This window comes from Paenibacillus sp. FSL M7-1455, assembly GCF_038004655.1.
Classification (GTDB): Bacteria; Bacillota; Bacilli; order Paenibacillales; family Paenibacillaceae; genus Paenibacillus_AQ; species Paenibacillus_AQ cookii.
The window spans coordinates 1,115,000-1,132,472 of sequence record NZ_JBBORO010000001.1 but is presented as its reverse complement, the minus strand read 5'-3'; the positions used below and the strand labels follow the sequence as shown (position 1 = coordinate 1,132,472).

Below are 17,473 nucleotides of genomic sequence, written 5' to 3'. Positions count from 1 at the left end.
ATTAACTCCAATCATCGAAATGTTTATCAAGGAAGATTAATTCCTTTTTATAATGATCCAGATGACCTTCTTGAACCAGCTTGATAAAAGCAGGGTCCCCGGCTGCGGCACGATCAGATAGTGTGGTGCACATAAATTGGATACGAGAAATGACCCACCATTTTAGATCCGTAGGTACATTCATGCCATAGGAATCAAAAAACAACTTTATTCGTTTTTTCCGCATGGATGCATGATCCGTTTTGTTATATTCAACAACCGAAAAGTCTTCCCCGCCTGGCGCGAATCCGGCTAAAGGAACTGAGGTGTACAGAGTATAAGCAATATCCCAAATACGAGGCCCAAATCCCGCCATATCAAAGTCAATCATTCCAACGGGGAGCTCGTCCTTGAACACAACGTTATATAAAGCAGCGTCGTTATGACAGACGACTTCGTGCCGGGATGCCTCCGGAAAATCATGTAAAGATTTTTCTGAAGTGGAAAATCTCACAGACGAATCATGGAACCGTCTTAAGATCTTCGCCAATTCAGCCAGCGCCAAATCCGACCACATATAACTTTCATTTTCAGGGTAGTTGTTCCCGGGAACCACGCCTTGAATGTAAGAAAAGACCTCTCTCCCCTTCTCGTCAACTCCTAAATATTTTGGGACGTATGGGCAACCTACGTTCTCAAGATACCTAAGAAGATCATTTACAAACGGGTTTGGTTTGGATTCACGCCGTACCGTCTCCCCAACTTTAACGACTTTATTCATATTTCCTCCGGCCAGGATTTCCTCGTGGTCCTTCAATATTTTGCCTCCTTTGAATCGTCTATTCGCGGTTCCTGACGTCCAAATATTCGATTTTCGAAGGTTCTAACTTCTCTTGTGATTGAAGCAAAAAGATCGGGAGAGCTTCCTCCCAATAACTTTTATCATTGGTTCAATTTCAATCTTTCTCCATAAAATCTTTCTTGAGAATTGAAAATATCAACGTATCTGTGATGATCTCGCCAAATATATAGTCCGAAGTAAACCTTCCTGTACGAAGCCCAACTTTGATAAAAGTTTTGCAGACGCACTTTTTTTGACAAATTATAGGATAAGTTAACCATGGAGGCTTTAATAAAATCGTTCAATATGCATGTCCCAACAATTTTATCCTCATCTAATTCCTCCGAATTTCGAATTTTTATATTTGATCTCCAATTTCGGCTTTTGCAACCCAAGCCATTCAGTTGATTTTTCGTCCCTCTTTCACTATATCGTTGATATCAACCTTCACCATCTTGGATAAATCATGAAAAAAAACATAGTGATCAATGAGATGGATATAAAATGATTTTATTTGATTTAATTCTTGTCTTTCCGTCCCATCTGTTTTGATTCGGACCAGATTCTTTTTCTTCGAATGATCACTGTAATAAATCCAGCCATCCGAAACATTTATATATCGCGCATTATCGTTAGACAACATCGTTAGCTTCGAGCCGTCTGTTTTCATTTTGTATAACTTCTGATTGTAATTGAAGTACAGCCAATCCCCTTCGATATTTAATTCGTTAATGAATCTCCCTTCTAAAAGTTTTATTTTTGAATTCCCATGGATATCGATCTTAATTAACTTATTGTAATATGACGTATAATACAGCGATTTACCGCTAACCACAATTTGACTTGCATGGTCATTATTCAATTGTATTTTGCCGGTCCCGTCTAAATTCATTCTGTAGATGAAACCATCCTGAGGCCCTATGTTGGTATAAAAAATATATTGATCTGTGACATGGACATGAAACGCAGAATTGGCTAATACTTGTTTTTCTGTCCCATCGATTTTTGCTTTCGTCAACTTCCAGCCGTCAGAGTAATATAAGTAATCTCCCGCAATATTGATATAGCCGGGAAACCCGTCCATTAATTTTGTTTTTTCAGTTCCGTCTTTTTTTACCTTATATAACCCTCCTGCCGAAGAAAAACTTCGATAGTAGATCCATTCCCCCTTACTCGCATACATTCCATCATTATTCAAATTCCCCGTACTATTCCCCGCAAAGGATGCGTTTTGATTGGAGTCAGCGAAAGTAACGTTCATGTTCACGAATAGCAAGAGGGCGATGATCCATATGGTTTTCCTCATTTTTTTCTCCTTTCTTTTTTGAGAATTGGATATGACTTAAGCACAGTCCTGCTATACTAACGAAATCCCCAAATAAGTTTTGCGGTTTATTAATGATTGCTCCATTTCTTCTAAATACGAGTGTTTTGCATAATTCCGTTTCAGAGAAGAAGCGATAGCATATTCACTGTCGTTAAGGGGTAATTTTCGAAAATGGTATTATATGGATGAATAAAAGGGCAGACTTGCAGAATTTTAGAACAGCTCGTTTTTTAAGCGGCAGCCCGTTTTGAATGATGAGAAACGGCGAGCGCAGATGCAAGCAGAACAATGGCATTCAAATACTGGTGAGTTGTGACTTTCTGAATGCCCCGGACATGTGCGGCGTCTGCCGTCAAATAGGTTTTCAATCGGGAGTTGCAGCGTTCTACGCTGGTTCGTTCATTGTAAAGTTCCTTCCAACGCTTTGTATCCCGATGAGGGATGCTGTATCGCCGGAGATCATCCTTCGCATTTACTTTGACGACCATTCCATAGTTTGAAGACGAGCAGGCAGCCATGCCAAGCGGACAGTCGACTTTACCCGTGGCATGCGGGCAGCGAAATTTATGCATATCGCCGTCAACTCCCCAGTATGTCATCGCATAACCCATGGAACAGCACGGTGTTCCGTTCGAGGTCATGCCAGCAGGCGGTTCCTTCTCCCCCCGAAGATTAAGGGGAATGATGGCTTGTGCCTTGACGTTGCGGGCGGCCTCATAAACTTTCATTTGGTCGTAGCCCGCATCGAGTATGAAAAATCGTGTGCTCGTCCTGGACGCTGTTTTCTCGATCAGGCCCGGCGCCATTTCTCCATCATTGACATGCGCCGGCGTTACTTCCAAGGCGATCGGCAATTCACTTTTCGTATCGACCGCCAGATGAATTTTGTAACCAAACCATGTGATTTTATTGCCGAAGGAATCAATTTTTGCGCCCCAGTTCGCATTACCCGTTTGCTCGCTTTTGCGTTTGGGCTGCTTTTTCTCGTAAGCGCGGAGAGCGGCGCTGTCTATGGCGACGTTACTGCCTTCTATGATACCTTCCTGCTGACAGCGTGTGACCAAATCCTCAAAAAGCCGTTTTGCCAAGTCCTTTCTCGTCAGTTCTGAGAAAACTCGGCTTAATGTGGATATGGAAGGAGCTTCTCGATCCAGCGGAAGACCACACTGATAACGAAACCGGAGATCCGTATCCAAACGCTTATGCAACCCTGAAAAGGTACTTATTCCTTCAAGCGGCGCAGCCAAGAGTGCTCGTAGAATACCTTGTCTGCAGTATCCCTCAGCGCCTCGGGGTGAACGGCTTCTCAGTTCCTTGGCATACGGTCTCAGATCGAGAGAGCTGAAGAAGATCGGCAATCTCTCCTTGGGTTGAATTTTTAAAAGTTCTTCGAAGGAAAACAGACATTCTTGGAGAATATACAAAGTGACTTCCTCCATCCTTGAGGTTTTTGGGTTTGGTCACTTGAAAACTTCTCCAAGTTGGGGTGAAGTCCCTTTTTTATGTCCGAAAATCCTTACGGCTCAAGGCCTCAGATTACTGCAAAACGCTCAAATACTTAAGCTGTTGTTTATTCAACTGATCTTTTTGCAAAAATTGATGATGATAAACAAATGAATACAGATGCCTGAAGTTAACAAAAAAATCTACGTGCTCCAATATGTCATTCACTGAATTCCCCATTACATAGCCTTCAATAAATGAATTGAAAAATATAGACGCAAACCGATCCCGCCCGGCTCTATCTTTAATCGTTTGCGAAGCATGATATACAGCAATTGCGATATCGTATGCAAACCAATGAAATTCACTATCCCCAAAATCAATATAGGTGATATCGCCCTTATCATATATGAAATTATGATGATTTAGGTCGCCGTGTATGATTCCATAAGATTCTTTAGACTTGCTTATTGATTGAATATCTGCAAGGCATTGCTCCCACTTCTCTTTAATCTTATCCTTAAATGAATCCATTCTCATCCGATAAATCTTATGCTCGTTCCATTCTGGCCGTCTGTACTTACCTTTGTATAGCTTGGATAAGGAATGCATTGTCCCCATCCCATGACCCCATTGCTTGAATAATTTTTCGTTCCAGTCTTTACCGTTAATATCAATATGGGCCCCCTTCACCTTCTCGTAAGCTACGAAAAATAGATCATCCGTCAAATTATGGATATAGGAACTGCCACTTAGGATTATAGGAACCGTTACATGAACTCCATTTTCATGAAGGAATTGCGTCCATTCGATCTCAGACAGAATTTCCTCCTCCCTATGAATCCCTCTACTAAAAATCTTAACAATGATCGGTACTTCGGAAGAGATTTCGTAAACGTTATTAAAATATCCGCCGAGTAAATGAACATCGGTTCCTTGATAGTCCAATACATCAAGAATTTGATTGAGTACAGATTCATCAACCTTCATGGATCTCCCCCCCAATTGTGATCGGATATGACTACAGCTAACGCTCTGTATCTACGAATCGACCCAGCCTTAGATAGCTCTTATCTTAGGCTGGGCCGATTGTTGCCTGCTATGTCTCCTTGATTATACAACTGACAACCCAAAGGATGGTAGTCCTGCAGCGTGAAATACGTTTTACCGATTTTTCCATGACCGGTTATGTGGCAACCTCATGCCACATAACCGCAAACCTCAGAAAGCCCCAGTAGCTCAAACAATATCTAAATGAATACCTAAGAACCCAAAAGTGTCGTATTCTCATCAAGATCAATATCCAATAGTAATCATAAATCCATCCGTTATCTTCATCATTATATTGGACTACATAAGTGAATTGTTCTGAATATGTAACATTAATTTGATTGTAATAACGCTTAACGTTATACTGAGCTTCTCTGTTTAGTAAGTGTATTCGCCAATACCCGCCTCTTCATTAATATCTCTTCGAATAGCACTGAGCAATCTTCATTTTCCTCAACGGCTCCCTCAGGTACCTGAAACCCAAGACGTTCAAATCCTTGTTCTTTAAATACTAATAACTGTTATTTTTTATTTCAGATTACAATCTTCCACCATCAAGCATAGTCAGCTTGCCGTCGTTGGCGTTGACAATGAAGCTGTAATACTCCTTGGTCTTGTAATCATATCTTGCAGCGAACATGAAGCTGATCACCTTATATCCTTCATAATCAGAAGGGATGACGAACGCGCCTGATGGAAGCTTGGATGGGTATACGCTGCTGTACATAACAGAACGGACATGCAAGTTAATATTGTTCTCGCCATATTTGCTGTGAACAACGGGCGCAAACTTGCCTGTGAGTTCTGAAATAAGAGAGTAGTCATCGGACAACATATCCAACAGCTCTAATACATCATCAGAGTCATTCATATCAATGAGAAGAGAGTATTGGCCATCTTTGCCAATGTTGCTTGTGAAAGACAAATCTAGTTCAAGGCCATGGAAATAATATACCGAGAAATTGTCATTCAAATATTTATCAAGCTCATTAATAGTGCTTGTTTTTGGCTGGATAGAAGGGTTAGTTGGAGTAATGGGACGGGATGGTGTTATGGATGACTGCGAAAATGAGTCCTTACTCATAATTTGAATAACATTGCCCGAAAGATTAACGTAGGCTCCAGTTGCTTCACTTACAAAACGCAAAGGCACAAATACGCTGCCCTTAATGATTTTTGGCGCAACTTGAAGCTCGACAGGAGTTCCATTAACATATGCAGTCTTACTTCCGACATTAAGAATTATACTTGTTCCATCTTTTGTACCAGTCACCTGTTGTTTCTTTTGATTCCAACCGATTCCGATACCAAGATCATTAAATACCGGTTTAAATTGAACCAAAGTAACTCCACTTTGAACAATTGGATCCTGGTCAAATATAACCGCGTTTCCGTCAACGGTAACGTTCATTCTTGGAGCCGCGCCTGCAGATTCAGCGATGAGAGTTAAGAGTAGAGAAGCGATGATGATAATTTTGCTTTTCATATGTAGTCTCCTTTTTGATATTTTGGCCCTAAGGCCAGCTAGTGCATTATACCTAAATTTTACCTAAAATACTATAGTTTATTGGCAACACCTCCTCAAAGATTATTGATATACAGTCTTCTGCACCTTTTGCGTTGTTTTGCACCCGTTCTGTAATGTTTCAGCGATTAGTTTGGCTTCACATAAGACTTTATTAATGTGGGAAAACAACTTATCCTCAGCATACTCGCTAACAGGTAGTTTGATTTCTAAGATTTTATCACGGCCATTCTTTCAGTTCTCGAGTAATGGTAGGTGCGTGACTACCCAGCTCACGCCCGATCTTCGCTATACCATTTGCTTTTTGAACTCGGTTGTAAACACGCAAGTTGATGTTTGGACATTGTAGAGGTGCACTCCTTATCATGATAGGTTTATTCTACAAGCCCTTATTTTTTCGTCCAACTTAGTGTAACCGGTCCAACTTCTCCTATAGCGTTCTTAAGGGACAGACCCGCTGCGTTTTTCGTCAAGGTTTATCTGCTCCATCCCATTTCTTAACCGACTCTTGTAAGCCGACTCAATAACCTCCATTTCACCCATTCAAGAGCAAGTCCCCTCATCGTTTCAGTTCCGTTCAAATGGATTGGTTAAAAAAATCGGGCAAATGTTGTTTTGCCCGAAACAGTTTAAAAATGGATCTATGGAACTGAAGCCAAAGGAACTTCGATCAACCAGGAGATCAAGATCTTGGTTTAAACGTAATTCCCAGCTTTTTAAAATACGGCTCCAGCTGCTCTGTCAACTGATCGATTTTCGATTCATCTTCCTCTGAGATTCCATCCGGATCAAGCGTCTTGTCGTCATACGCCTTCAATTCATTGATCAATGTCTGGAACTCGTTGAATTCCTCTTTACTGAATGTCAGCCTTGCTTGGTCTACGATTCCTCCCCAAAAAGCGGCGTTATCTACCATTTTAACCTCCCTTTTCGGGGTTGATTGAATTTCGTTCAATTTATTAAAGACAGGCTCCAGCTCTGATGTTAAGCTTTTGTAGCGTTTAAGCTCCTCTGCGCTCAAGCGGTCTGGATGAATGTCCCCGTGGGCATCGGCAATGTTCAAATTCATTGTTTCCAACTCTTGAAGTAAAGACAGCCATTTGGTAAATTCCTCTTCACTGAGGTTTTGTTTGGCGCTCTGCAGCTTTGCCTCGAGCTCTTCGTACTGTTTTGGACTTACCCCATATTTGGCGATATTCTCCTGCGAACCGTAGATGGAATCCGCAATGTAATTGTACCCGGCATATGCACCAGTCGGGATTACCAAGGCCGCGGCCAAAATGCCCGCAGCAATCCATTTTTTCATTCGCCGTCCAGTTTGATGCGTTACGACTTGGTGCAGTATTTTCCCCTTAAGATTAGCAGGTGCGTTCCAATCTTTGGTTTCTTCCGTAAAAGCCGTTTTTAATCTTTCATCAAGACTCATTTAGTTTCTCCACCCTTCCCATCGCCGGAATGTTCATATTCTGTTTGTTGCGTATCTTTTGCAGAGCAGCATGGATCCTTGATTTTACCGTACCGAGAGGGATCTCGAGTATGGCTGCAATCTCTTCTTGCGTGTAATCGTTTAAATAATGCAGGGTAATTACGATTTTCAGCTTAAAAGGAAGCCGATCTACGCACGCGAGCAGCGAACGGTTCGATACCTTGTTCACCACTTCATTGGAGAAATCATAGGCCACCAGTTGTTCAATCTGTTCCACTCTTTTGATGATTCGTACATGTGTCCAACTTTTTCTACGATGGGCTTGAATTTGACGCATCACGATGCCCATGAACCAAGGCCGAAACGGCCTGTTTGCATCATACTTGCCCAGAGACCGATATGCTTGAATGTAGATCTCCTGAATCACATCCTCTGCGTCAGACCGCTCTTTAACAAGAAAACAAACGGTTTTGTAAACGTCCTTGATGGTTGCTTCATACAACTCGCCAAATGCATCACGGCTTCCCTCTAATGTAAGTGCAACGAGCTTTGCATAATCAGTAGAATGATTCATCTGCCACCTCCCCCTTAGGCCTTACAGTATGTATTGGTAAAATCGAATGATATCGTTCGAATTATTTTCAAAATAAATCTGCGGAATGGTCAAAGAAATGGCAAAAGCCCTCCGTTTTTAACCATCGAAGGACTTTTTTTGGGGTGTCTTGAATGAAATTTGGAATGTGGATAGCTCCTATAAATGACGAAGCCAACTCTCTAGCCCGTATGGGATTTATGCCTTTTGTCGTTCTTGCGAAAGACCATAAGTGAAAATAAAAGCCCCCATATAAAACCGGTTATATGACCGCTAATACTTATACGTTCCATAAGAAACGTACTGCCCCAACCAAGGACCGACCAAACAACTAACATCATAACCGTTTGTTTTCTGAGAACAACCCGTTTAGAAATCATGAGGCAATAATATACAGCCATGATCCCAAAACAAATTCCCGAGGAGCCGACCAGACTGTTCGTTGACAACAATAAAAAGTCACCCATGGGGGTTAGCACGATATTCATCAATATGAAAATCATAAACTTGCTTCGCCCCAATATGTATTCAATGAGAGGAGACATGATATATAGAAACAAATTGTTACTTAGATAGTGTTGAGTTCCATTATGTAAAAAAGCATAGGTGACAAACCTCCAAGGCTCATACCTTCCAGAGGTAATTCCAAACACGGATTGGACATAGCCGACCCCATAAATCCCATTGAAAATGACCGTAATGAAAAATAAGCAGGTGTTAATTGCAATGATATAAAACGTTACAGGATATAGCGTCCTAAACTCCTTAAGCGTATTCCCATATTCAATATTCATCTCATTATTCCTCTTCGACCTCAGTTTCGGGCCACAGCGTCATCACGTTTCATTAACTAAACGCCAAACTGTTTTAAATGATGGTCTAAATGTTTATAAATGCCCTTGCCCCATTCTTCAGGAGAGAATTTGCCGAAAAAAGGATGGGGTCGGGTCGTGCAGTTCTCGGGTCCATTATTTTGAAACGTAATTATTTTTTGTATTAATGTTTCTTTTTCCGCGTCAAAATCCCTTTCATCTACAATCATGATATCCGGAATCGTGGACATGTTCCGTGGAAGCGGCTTGTCGTTGTAAAAGATGGGTTTCACAAACTTTCCTATGACCACCCCGAGCCAACTTCTGGAGGAAGAAGAGTTCCCCATCGCGATCTCTTGAAAAGATGAGCAATGAGCCAACATTTGCGCGACATTCATGTTCCCCCAACGCGGTTGTGAATCCGGGCGTAATCGTTGGATACGGGCAATCATTTCATTGGTGTGGCATTGTTCAAAAATGCTATTCATTGGAACGGCTCCTCCCTGAAAAAGGGTTTTATGCACTGAATTCCTATTCCATCAAGATCCTCAAGTTGATCAACTTTACTCATGATTAAGTTCTTCAGAAAAACCAAACCAGGTCATTTCATACAAACAAAGCGCCGCTATTTGTTCGCTTGAAAAGCGCTCAAGTACTTTATGATCTATATAAAAGCCTAGCCACTCCTCCCAATGGTTTGCGGAGATGTCCCAATATCCATCCCACTCGGATGAATTATTTTTTCCATGTACCCGATACTCCACATCATCTTCGTGAAGAGAAGCATCAGAATTAACCTCGTCTATATGTATGATCATCTCCTCTACATTTTTTGCCGGATCTTTTGAAAGTAAGGATTCAAATACGGTTAGATATTTTCTCTTTGTGCTGTTCTTGCGGTTCATATTCGGATAGTATTCAATCAACTCGTCCCAAACCTCTTCGAAAACGACTTTGTTTAAAATCTCTTTAAAGGTAATCATATAATTGAACTCCTGTTATTTAAGGCTCCGTTTGGAGCCGCTTAAAATATATGCTTCTCGACAGGCTGGGTCGCATGCTCCCTTCCATGTCTTCCTAGATTATACATCTGACAAGCATGGAACGATAGTCCCGCAGCATAGACGATACATGCTGCTCACCTACATGAAAAAGAAATAGACCGCCCTCGAAAATAAAAAAAGCCTCACACAAGTTGTCTAAACTCATGTGAAGCTTCTCTTCTACTTCATGTTTCCTACGACTTTCACTCTCAGTCTCGTCGCATTTCCCGGATGATAAGCCAGCGGGGTTTCTTCCACTTCCACGAGTTCCACCGTAGCCGGATCAGCGCCGGCCAGCACCGCCTGCTTTACGGCTTTTTCTTGCGCATCTCTAAGTGAATCCTCACGTGGCTCTGTAGAATAGATGTAAATTTGTTCATATTGTCCGCTGATTTGAGCAATACACGCGCCAATGGCGTTGGCTACGCCCCCGTTCTCAGGCTTAATCATACGGGATACCCCGCGAATCGTGTCCGGTATAACGACACTGCCGCCCCCTACCAAAACAAGCTCAACGTCTCCCGAGGATGTCTTCATTTTATCAATGGCCTGTTCAATGATGGTTGCAATTTCAGCTTGCACATTTTTGGCGAAGTCTTCATCCAAATGCGCTACCAGGCTCTTATCCCCGACATCCGCAAGCCCGAGCCGAACGGCAATGTCTGTCGTAGTCAGCGTATTCCCGCCAAAAACCAGCGCTTCTTGTCCAATCTTGTACCCTACGCTGTCAGGGCCAACCGTAATTTTGCCGTTCTCCGAGCGCACAATGCTTCCGCCGCCCAGCCCGACGGAGATAATATCCGGCATGCGGAAATTCGTGCGGATATCGCCAACCTCGACCGCAACCGAGGATTCTCTCGGGAAGCCGTCCTGCAAAACCCCGATGTCCGACGTCGTCCCGCCTACGTCGAGAACCATCGTATCCTTGATCTTGGCTAAGTAGGAAGCCCCGCGAATACTGTTCGTTGGCCCGCAGGCAATGGTGAGGATCGGAAATTGCTTAGCGTAATCGATCGACATCAGGGTACCGTCATTTTGGCATAAAAACACGGCTGCGTCCGAGATGCCCTCTTCTTCCAACGCCTGAACAAAACCCTCGGTCGTCGTTTTAATCACCTTGCACAATGCCGCATTGAGGATGGTCGCATTTTCCCGTTCGATCAAACCGACCGAACCGATCAATGAAGAACAGGAAACCGGAAATTCCGGTCCGTACATTTGATGGATGAGATCGCGAACTTGGAACTCCTGGTCATTTTTAAGGGATGAAAATACGCCGATAACCGCAATGGATTCAATACGACCGCGCCACTCTTCCAGAAGAGCCGTAATTTCGGTCTCATCGACTTCACCAAGCACTTGGCCGTCGTATTCATATCCGCCGTGGACGAGAGCGTATTTACCCGACAGCTTCTCCACCATATCCTCAGGCCAGGACGTATACGGGGCCACGGAAGCCGTTGCCGGGTAACCCAGGCGAATGACGCCGACTTGGGCCAGCTTTTTACGCTCCACAATCGCATTCGTGCACTGCGTCGTACCTAACATGGCATGCGTTATTTGGGTTTTATCGATGTCCGCTTCCTGCAGCAACCTCCGGAGAGAGGTTTCGATGCCCGTTTTAATATCCAAGCTTGTCGGTGATTTCACCGCATGGATCAACTGATGGTTCTCATCCAAAATGATGGCATCCGTGTTGGTGCCGCCCACATCGATCCCGATTCTATACATTTTCAGCCACCGCCTTTTTTACCAGTTCCTCGATTGGAACATAATCGTAATCATATCCGAAGTATCTTGGACCTGCCGTCTCGATTCCTTTTTCCGTTCTCCATTTTTCATGGGCGGGCAGCCCGATCACCCGTACGCGTTTCCCGTATTTCAGGCTTTCCGTGGTTACAGGCAACAAGGTTTCATAATCGACCAGACAGATCAAATCCGGAGTCATCGCTGCCACTTGACCATTCCGCTCGGCAACCAGGTTTTCATTTTGAAAATGAACCTTCATCTCCCCGGCTTTAAACGCCTCGATCCCTTCGAGATGCATGCGGCCGAGATTAAATCCGCCCTTGGTTTCCCGGATGACATCCACGATTTTACCTTGGAAAAGTTCATAGCCGGACACGAGTTTCAGCAGTTCTTGCAGCTTATCCTTGGCATCCCGGTTTTTCGATGTAATGATGGCGCCGATCTGTTCGGACAGGGTCACGATATGATGAACGCCGCTTTGCTTGATTTGAGCACCCGTTGCAGGATACAAGCTGACTAGAGCGCTGGCTCCCATTTCCACCGTAGCCACCCTTGCCAGCCGCTCCGTCCATCGATTATCGATGGTCTCAAAGATGCCGATGTTCCCTTTTTCATCCGTAATCGCCATCGGCGTCGCCGGAATGCCGTCCAGGTTAAACGTCACCATTTGCAGCTCCGGGAACGCCCGTCCCATACCGTCGCAGTCGATCAATGGCAATCCCAGTTGCGCCGCAACGACGATGGGAATCATGGAGTTGACGCCCCCCGCTTCCATCGGAAACGTGCCGGCGATCTTTTCCCTTCCTAAGTAATTCGCTAATTTTTGGAATACCTTCACAAACTCGTCCCCTTTTGGGAACTTCTCCACCAGTACGGAAGGCGCCCCCATCATCGCGGCGGGAATGAAAAAGTCCTCATCCTGAATCTCGTCGACCGAGTATAGTTTTACAGGTCCATATTTATCAATGGCCGAAAGAGCCATCAATTTGCCGATATAAGGGTCTCCCCCTCCGCCGGTTCCCAGAAATGCCGCGCCGACGGCGATATGTTCCACTGCTGCTTGATCTAAATATCTCATTTACGTTTCCTCCAATATGACAGTCTTCTGAGCCGATAAACGATAACCGACATAATACACGACAAAAGAAATCACAATCCCGGCCAGCGGCTGATTCGGTACCTGTGGCAAGCTCGGGAAAAAGGACAACACGACGGGAGCACAAGCAATGACCGCGCCCAAAAGCCAGGAGACGACGCCCAAAGCATTCACGCCTTCAACCTCCTGCCAGCGGTTCTTATCCCCTTTGCCAAGCACCCAGTACGAAGCGATCATCACGCCTGCCACCGGCGGAATCATAGCCGACAGGATGGACATGATCGGAGTAAAATAGTTGAGGATGCCGACGACAGCCAATACGGTCCCGATGGTTCCCGCAATGCCGACGGCCCACTTTTCTTTCTCCTTCGACACGTTGAACACGTTGATTAAGGCAAAACCGCCTGAAATAACATTCACAAGGTTCGTCTTCCAGGTAGCCAGGATCAAAATCACACCGCCAATAAACGGCGTCGTGATGCTCAAAAATGTGGCTGTAATATCGCTAGCCCGGTAAGCGATCGTCAGGACGGCTCCTGCACCGATCATCAGCAAACCCGCCGGAATAATTCCGAAAAGAGCGGCTTTCAGCACGTCGGACCGTTTTTTCGAAAATTGCGAATAATCTCCCGCGATGACCGCGCCCAGCGCAAATGAACCCAGGGTTACCGCGAGTCCGTCCGTAAAGCTCATCACGGCCGCAGGTTTATAATTCTTGATGATCTGCAAGGAGTCTCCGGTAAAAGCTTCGATCAGGCCAAATACGCTGATCCCGATCAATAAAGGAACGGCAATATAACTGATCACCCGCAGCACTTTAATGCCGTACATGGCTGAAACTACCATCACCAGACCGCAGATGAGAGATGCCAGCGGCACCGGAAGGTGCACGCCGATCTCGGCCAGCAAGTTGGCCAGGGCTGCGCCGCACACATTCGCCTGGATGCCGAACCACCCGAGACACGCAATGGCGAGGATGATCGACAGAATCGTCCGAGATCCTTTTTTGCCAAACACTTGACCTGCGACCTGAACGGTCGGCCTTCCTAAATCCGTGCTTTGAATCCCCTGCAAAATCATGAGCAGCACAATAATGGCGTAGCCTGCCAATGTGACGAGCAATGCCCTTGATAACCCCATTCCTGCAACAAGCGCATTCCCTACCAACAAACTCGGGATGCTGATGACCGCGCCGGCCCAGATGATCCCCAGACTGAACCAGGATTGATATTCTTTAGCGGATTCATGTGCCCCCTCCTCACGATGGTTCGTTCGAATCATTTTTCTCATTGTAAAAGATGAAGCAGGGCAGCGTCTTTTTCAGAAAATAAAAAAAATCCCGAGATTTTTGTCTGATTCGACAAAACCTCGGAACTTTTAGTTATGGATGAGACGGTAGACCATGCAGGCGGTATAAACATCGTACGATTCCGAATTGATGGTCACATCATATCCGATGAGCTCGCAAATTTTTTTAATGCGGTATTTCACCGTATTTTTGTGGACGAACAACAGCTTGCTGCATTCATCCATATTCCCCTTCGCATCCAGAAGAAAAGTCATCAGCGTTTTCAAAGCGTCCGGGTCGTCCATGATCGGCTCCATAACGGACAAGCATTCCTCCGTAACCTCTTCCCCCTGCTTGCTGAGGTCTATGGCCCGTTTCATGGAACGGACTTCCGCCGCGGTATATAGTTTGCGGTGATGATAGATGCGGTGAACCTCTTTTTCTACGCCCTGGACGAGTTGATACATCCGCCTTACGTCCTGCGTGTTCCGCATTCTCGGGGAATACACGATGCTTGATATTTCAGCGATGAGACTCGTGTTTTCAATATATTCCGCTGCGATTTCAAATTCATTGTATTTATAGGAACAGTTCCCCAGCAAAACGACAACGCAGTGATCGATCGTTTGAATGACCGCGGTTTTATAATATTGCGAAAGATGCGCTTTTAAGTCCTCCCTTATCCTTCTTTCCTCCGACAAATCCTGAATGTAAACGAGCCACATCATTTGGATGGCGGATACGTCGATATGAAGCAGATGGGCCAATCTGCGCATTTTTTCGCTTTCGTCGTTTACGATCGCTTTGACCAACGCGTATTCGCTGACCTCGTTATGCTTGTCTCCCCACAAATTGATGGCCACCTGCACGACCTCGCCGATTTGATCCATCGTTTTCGGAGGCAGCTTCGCATTCTCTTTAATGAGAAACAGGTAAAGGATCTCCCCGTTTTTTTGATGAACACGTTTGTATTCAACAAAGCAGGACGAATTCACCTCTCCTTCTCCCATTCCGCCGTTCAAGATGGAAGGCGCCATGGACCGGATGAGACTCGCCACATCGAGCGATGAATTCCGCGGCCACATGACCCGATTGATGATATCCAGGTTGCTGTTGGTCAGCACGATGTTCGCTTTCATCCGGTCCGACAGCAGTTTAAGGGTAATTTCCACGCTCCGCAAATGTTCCGGCAACAGCGAGACCTTTTCCAGCGATTCATTCACGAAATGCTCATTCACATTCTGATTGCTGACGATCGCCTCCATGACTTCATAAATGACTTCATTATATCGAAGAGTGTAGTCGTTTCTCGGCATGCAGATGATAATAAAATTCAGGGATTCGGCCAACTCGACCACTTCATCGGCGATATCCGGCATCACAATGCCGACATAGTACAAAATCAATCCCACTTCGCCCAGGTCATGCAAATATTGAACCGTTTTGCACTGCTGCTCCACGCTGTCCTTAATGGAATAAAAAGAGCTGATGACCAGCTCTTCGGCATACCACTCTTCCTGAACGGTCTGAATGATTTGCGAAAAGAAATTGACATCCGCCACCTCTAAAACAGATAAAGAGGAAACGGTCTGATGAAGCCTGCTTGCTCCAGTGACCACCTGAGCCCCTCTAAATGAAGGCAGCTGCAGCAAATCTTTAACGGTTACCCCAATTTAACCACCACTTTTTTGTTCGATTCAAGCTGCTGTTCCTATTCTTCAAGCTGGAGAAGGACATTCTCGTAGAAATGGTCTGTTAAAACCAAACGATGATGCCCTGTATAACGCAGCAGCCTAAGATAGGCTTTATTAATATTAGTATAACCCTCGTTATGATAAGCAACCAAGTAGTTCCATAATGTTCTTCCCTGTTATGGATTGGTTATTATGAACCCGGATTCACGACAAAACCCAGTCTTAGATAGTCTTATCTTAGGCTGGGTCGTTTTTGTTGATTGAGTGTTCTTCTACAGTTTTATATATTGTTTCCCATGTATTCTAGCTATTTATAGTATTTTAATGGTATTTCATCATGTCTTATATGTTATAATTTTCTGGTACAATATGCGGCTTGAAGGACGGTCGGCTAGTCTCCCGGAAGGGAGGTGATGCCCATGGAGGTTAAAGATGCACTCACCTTAATGCTCATGTTTGGCATGTTCATTTTGGCGCTTCTTACCTACGTGAAAAAGAAATAGACCGCCCTCCCTAAGGTAACGGTCTATTTCGACCACCACTTAGCGGCCGACTGCTCTTTATGCAGTTATTGTGCTCAGGAGTCGTGTTCGCGCACGGCTCCTTACTTATTCTTACCTCAGTATAACTCATTTTATAACGGTTTTATAGATTTTCTTTGTTAAATTTATTTATATTTGGTCTGTTATTTTTTGATCGCAGTAATTTCACTAAACGTTCTTGTATTCACGAAACAACCCAGCCTTTGATAGCTCTTACCTTAGGCTGGGTCATTTGTTGTCTGAGCGTTCTTCCATGGTTATACATCTGATAACCAAGGGCGAACAGCCCCGCAGCGTGAATGCATTGTTATACGCTGTTACTGTCTTCGAGGCATCGCTTAAAATCCTTGATCAAGATGCCAACTCTATTTTTTACTTTGGTATATAAACTCAACTTCACGATCTAGCAAATATCGATATTCAAATAATTGCATTGTTCTTTCCCTTATTCTCTCCTTTATATCCGTGGCTAGACTTACAGATCCTCGTGATCCAAGGTATCCATTATAAATAAATGTCTCCTCTACAAATTTTGTTTCCTTTAAGTGATACTGTAACCATTCTTTCTGCGATTCAATGAGTGCTTCTCTTGGTTCTCGATCCAACTTAGAAAGAAGCTTTTTATATATTTGGTTCAACTCTTTATCCCAAATCTCTGTATATTTGCCTTCCAACGCCCCCCATCCCAATGTTGTATTAATCTCTTTGGAATTTATTAATTCATTTAATTCGACTTCATAATCATGATCTATAGGATTTCGAAGCATTTCATCATAAAATTCTCCTTTCAAATCATAGTTCCCAATGCTCATGGATAACACTTCATTGTTTGAAAGATCTGATCGGCCTTCAGTTATTTCTTTCGATTCTGTTCCATGACCTGTACTCACTTCATCAGGAGGCAGTTCAGCATTCATTATTGGTTTACTTTCGCTGTTCAAGGTAGTCGATGGACTAATATTTTGACAAGATGACAACACGATCGTAATAAAAAATAGTAAGAGTATCTTACCTTTCATAAATGATCTCCTTAAATACTATCTTTAATAATTACCGGTAATGGCGC

16 protein-coding genes are annotated in these 17,473 nt (G+C 44.0%); 1 reads left to right on the top strand and 15 read right to left on the bottom strand.

What is annotated here, in order from left to right; genetic code table 11:
• Nucleotide 1: 1 nt before the first annotated feature.
• From NYE48_RS05225 to NYE48_RS05165, 14 genes are all read right to left on the bottom strand, one after another.
• The gene (locus NYE48_RS05225) at nucleotides 2-796 is read right to left on the bottom strand and encodes a phosphotransferase (RefSeq protein WP_212949319.1); all 795 of its coding nucleotides are present in this window, start codon (nucleotides 794-796) and stop codon (nucleotides 2-4) included.
• Between the two features lie 424 nt (nucleotides 797-1,220).
• The gene (locus NYE48_RS05220; protein ID WP_340997281.1) at nucleotides 1,221-2,126 is read right to left on the bottom strand and encodes a DUF5050 domain-containing protein; all 906 of its coding nucleotides are present in this window, start codon (nucleotides 2,124-2,126) and stop codon (nucleotides 1,221-1,223) included.
• Between the two features lie 251 nt (nucleotides 2,127-2,377).
• On the bottom strand, nucleotides 2,378-3,571 hold the full coding sequence (locus NYE48_RS05215) for a transposase (protein ID WP_016311143.1): 1,194 nt from the start codon (nucleotides 3,569-3,571) through the stop codon (nucleotides 2,378-2,380).
• A 112-nt stretch (nucleotides 3,572-3,683) separates the two neighbouring features.
• Nucleotides 3,684-4,580 (bottom strand): phosphotransferase enzyme family protein, encoded by an 897-nt coding sequence (locus tag NYE48_RS05210; protein ID WP_340997279.1) that lies wholly within the window; start codon nucleotides 4,578-4,580, stop codon nucleotides 3,684-3,686.
• 598 nt (nucleotides 4,581-5,178) lie between these two features.
• Nucleotides 5,179-6,126: a copper amine oxidase N-terminal domain-containing protein gene (locus NYE48_RS05205; protein WP_212953222.1), complete on the bottom strand. Its 948-nt coding sequence runs from the start codon at nucleotides 6,124-6,126 to the stop codon at nucleotides 5,179-5,181.
• Between the two features lie 721 nt (nucleotides 6,127-6,847).
• Nucleotides 6,848-7,591, bottom strand: coding sequence for a DUF3600 domain-containing protein (locus NYE48_RS05200; protein ID WP_212953219.1), 744 nt, complete (start codon nucleotides 7,589-7,591; stop codon nucleotides 6,848-6,850).
• On the bottom strand, nucleotides 7,581-8,165 hold the full coding sequence (locus NYE48_RS05195; protein ID WP_036715477.1) for a sigma-70 family RNA polymerase sigma factor: 585 nt from the start codon (nucleotides 8,163-8,165) through the stop codon (nucleotides 7,581-7,583). The genes NYE48_RS05200 and NYE48_RS05195 overlap by 11 nt, the downstream gene beginning before the upstream one ends.
• Nucleotides 8,166-8,365: 200 nt before the next feature.
• Nucleotides 8,366-8,977: a rhomboid family intramembrane serine protease gene (locus NYE48_RS28170; protein ID WP_036715478.1), complete on the bottom strand. Its 612-nt coding sequence runs from the start codon at nucleotides 8,975-8,977 to the stop codon at nucleotides 8,366-8,368.
• A 56-nt stretch (nucleotides 8,978-9,033) separates the two neighbouring features.
• Nucleotides 9,034-9,483, bottom strand: coding sequence for a DUF1569 domain-containing protein (locus NYE48_RS05190; protein WP_036715479.1), 450 nt, complete (start codon nucleotides 9,481-9,483; stop codon nucleotides 9,034-9,036).
• Between the two features lie 75 nt (nucleotides 9,484-9,558).
• A complete protein-coding gene (locus NYE48_RS05185) occupies nucleotides 9,559-9,978 on the bottom strand; it encodes a DUF6557 family protein (RefSeq protein WP_036715480.1) in 420 nt (139 codons plus the stop codon).
• 240 nt (nucleotides 9,979-10,218) lie between these two features.
• The gene (locus NYE48_RS05180) at nucleotides 10,219-11,769 is read right to left on the bottom strand and encodes a hydantoinase/oxoprolinase family protein (protein WP_212953231.1); all 1,551 of its coding nucleotides are present in this window, start codon (nucleotides 11,767-11,769) and stop codon (nucleotides 10,219-10,221) included.
• On the bottom strand, nucleotides 11,762-12,865 hold the full coding sequence (locus tag NYE48_RS05175; protein WP_340997272.1) for a DUF917 domain-containing protein: 1,104 nt from the start codon (nucleotides 12,863-12,865) through the stop codon (nucleotides 11,762-11,764). Before NYE48_RS05175 ends, NYE48_RS05180 begins: the two co-directional genes overlap by 8 nt.
• Nucleotides 12,866-14,164 carry a cytosine permease gene (locus tag NYE48_RS05170; RefSeq protein ID WP_340997270.1) on the bottom strand — a complete coding sequence of 433 codons (1,299 nt, stop codon included), beginning with the start codon at nucleotides 14,162-14,164 and terminating at the stop codon, nucleotides 12,866-12,868.
• 96 nt (nucleotides 14,165-14,260) lie between these two features.
• Nucleotides 14,261-15,790, bottom strand: a complete 1,530-nt coding sequence (locus NYE48_RS05165) for a PucR family transcriptional regulator (RefSeq protein WP_445323943.1) — start codon at nucleotides 15,788-15,790, stop codon at nucleotides 14,261-14,263.
• 488 nt (nucleotides 15,791-16,278) lie between these two features.
• On the opposite strand from NYE48_RS05165, the gene NYE48_RS05160 reads away from it, so the two are divergent.
• The gene (locus NYE48_RS05160) at nucleotides 16,279-16,368 is read left to right on the top strand and encodes a putative holin-like toxin (protein ID WP_445323942.1); all 90 of its coding nucleotides are present in this window, start codon (nucleotides 16,279-16,281) and stop codon (nucleotides 16,366-16,368) included.
• A gap of 404 nt (nucleotides 16,369-16,772) precedes the next feature.
• On the opposite strand, the gene NYE48_RS05155 is transcribed toward NYE48_RS05160, so the two are convergent.
• A complete protein-coding gene (locus tag NYE48_RS05155) occupies nucleotides 16,773-17,426 on the bottom strand; it encodes a lysozyme inhibitor LprI family protein (RefSeq protein ID WP_340997267.1) in 654 nt (217 codons plus the stop codon).
• Nucleotides 17,427-17,473 lie beyond the last annotated feature (47 nt).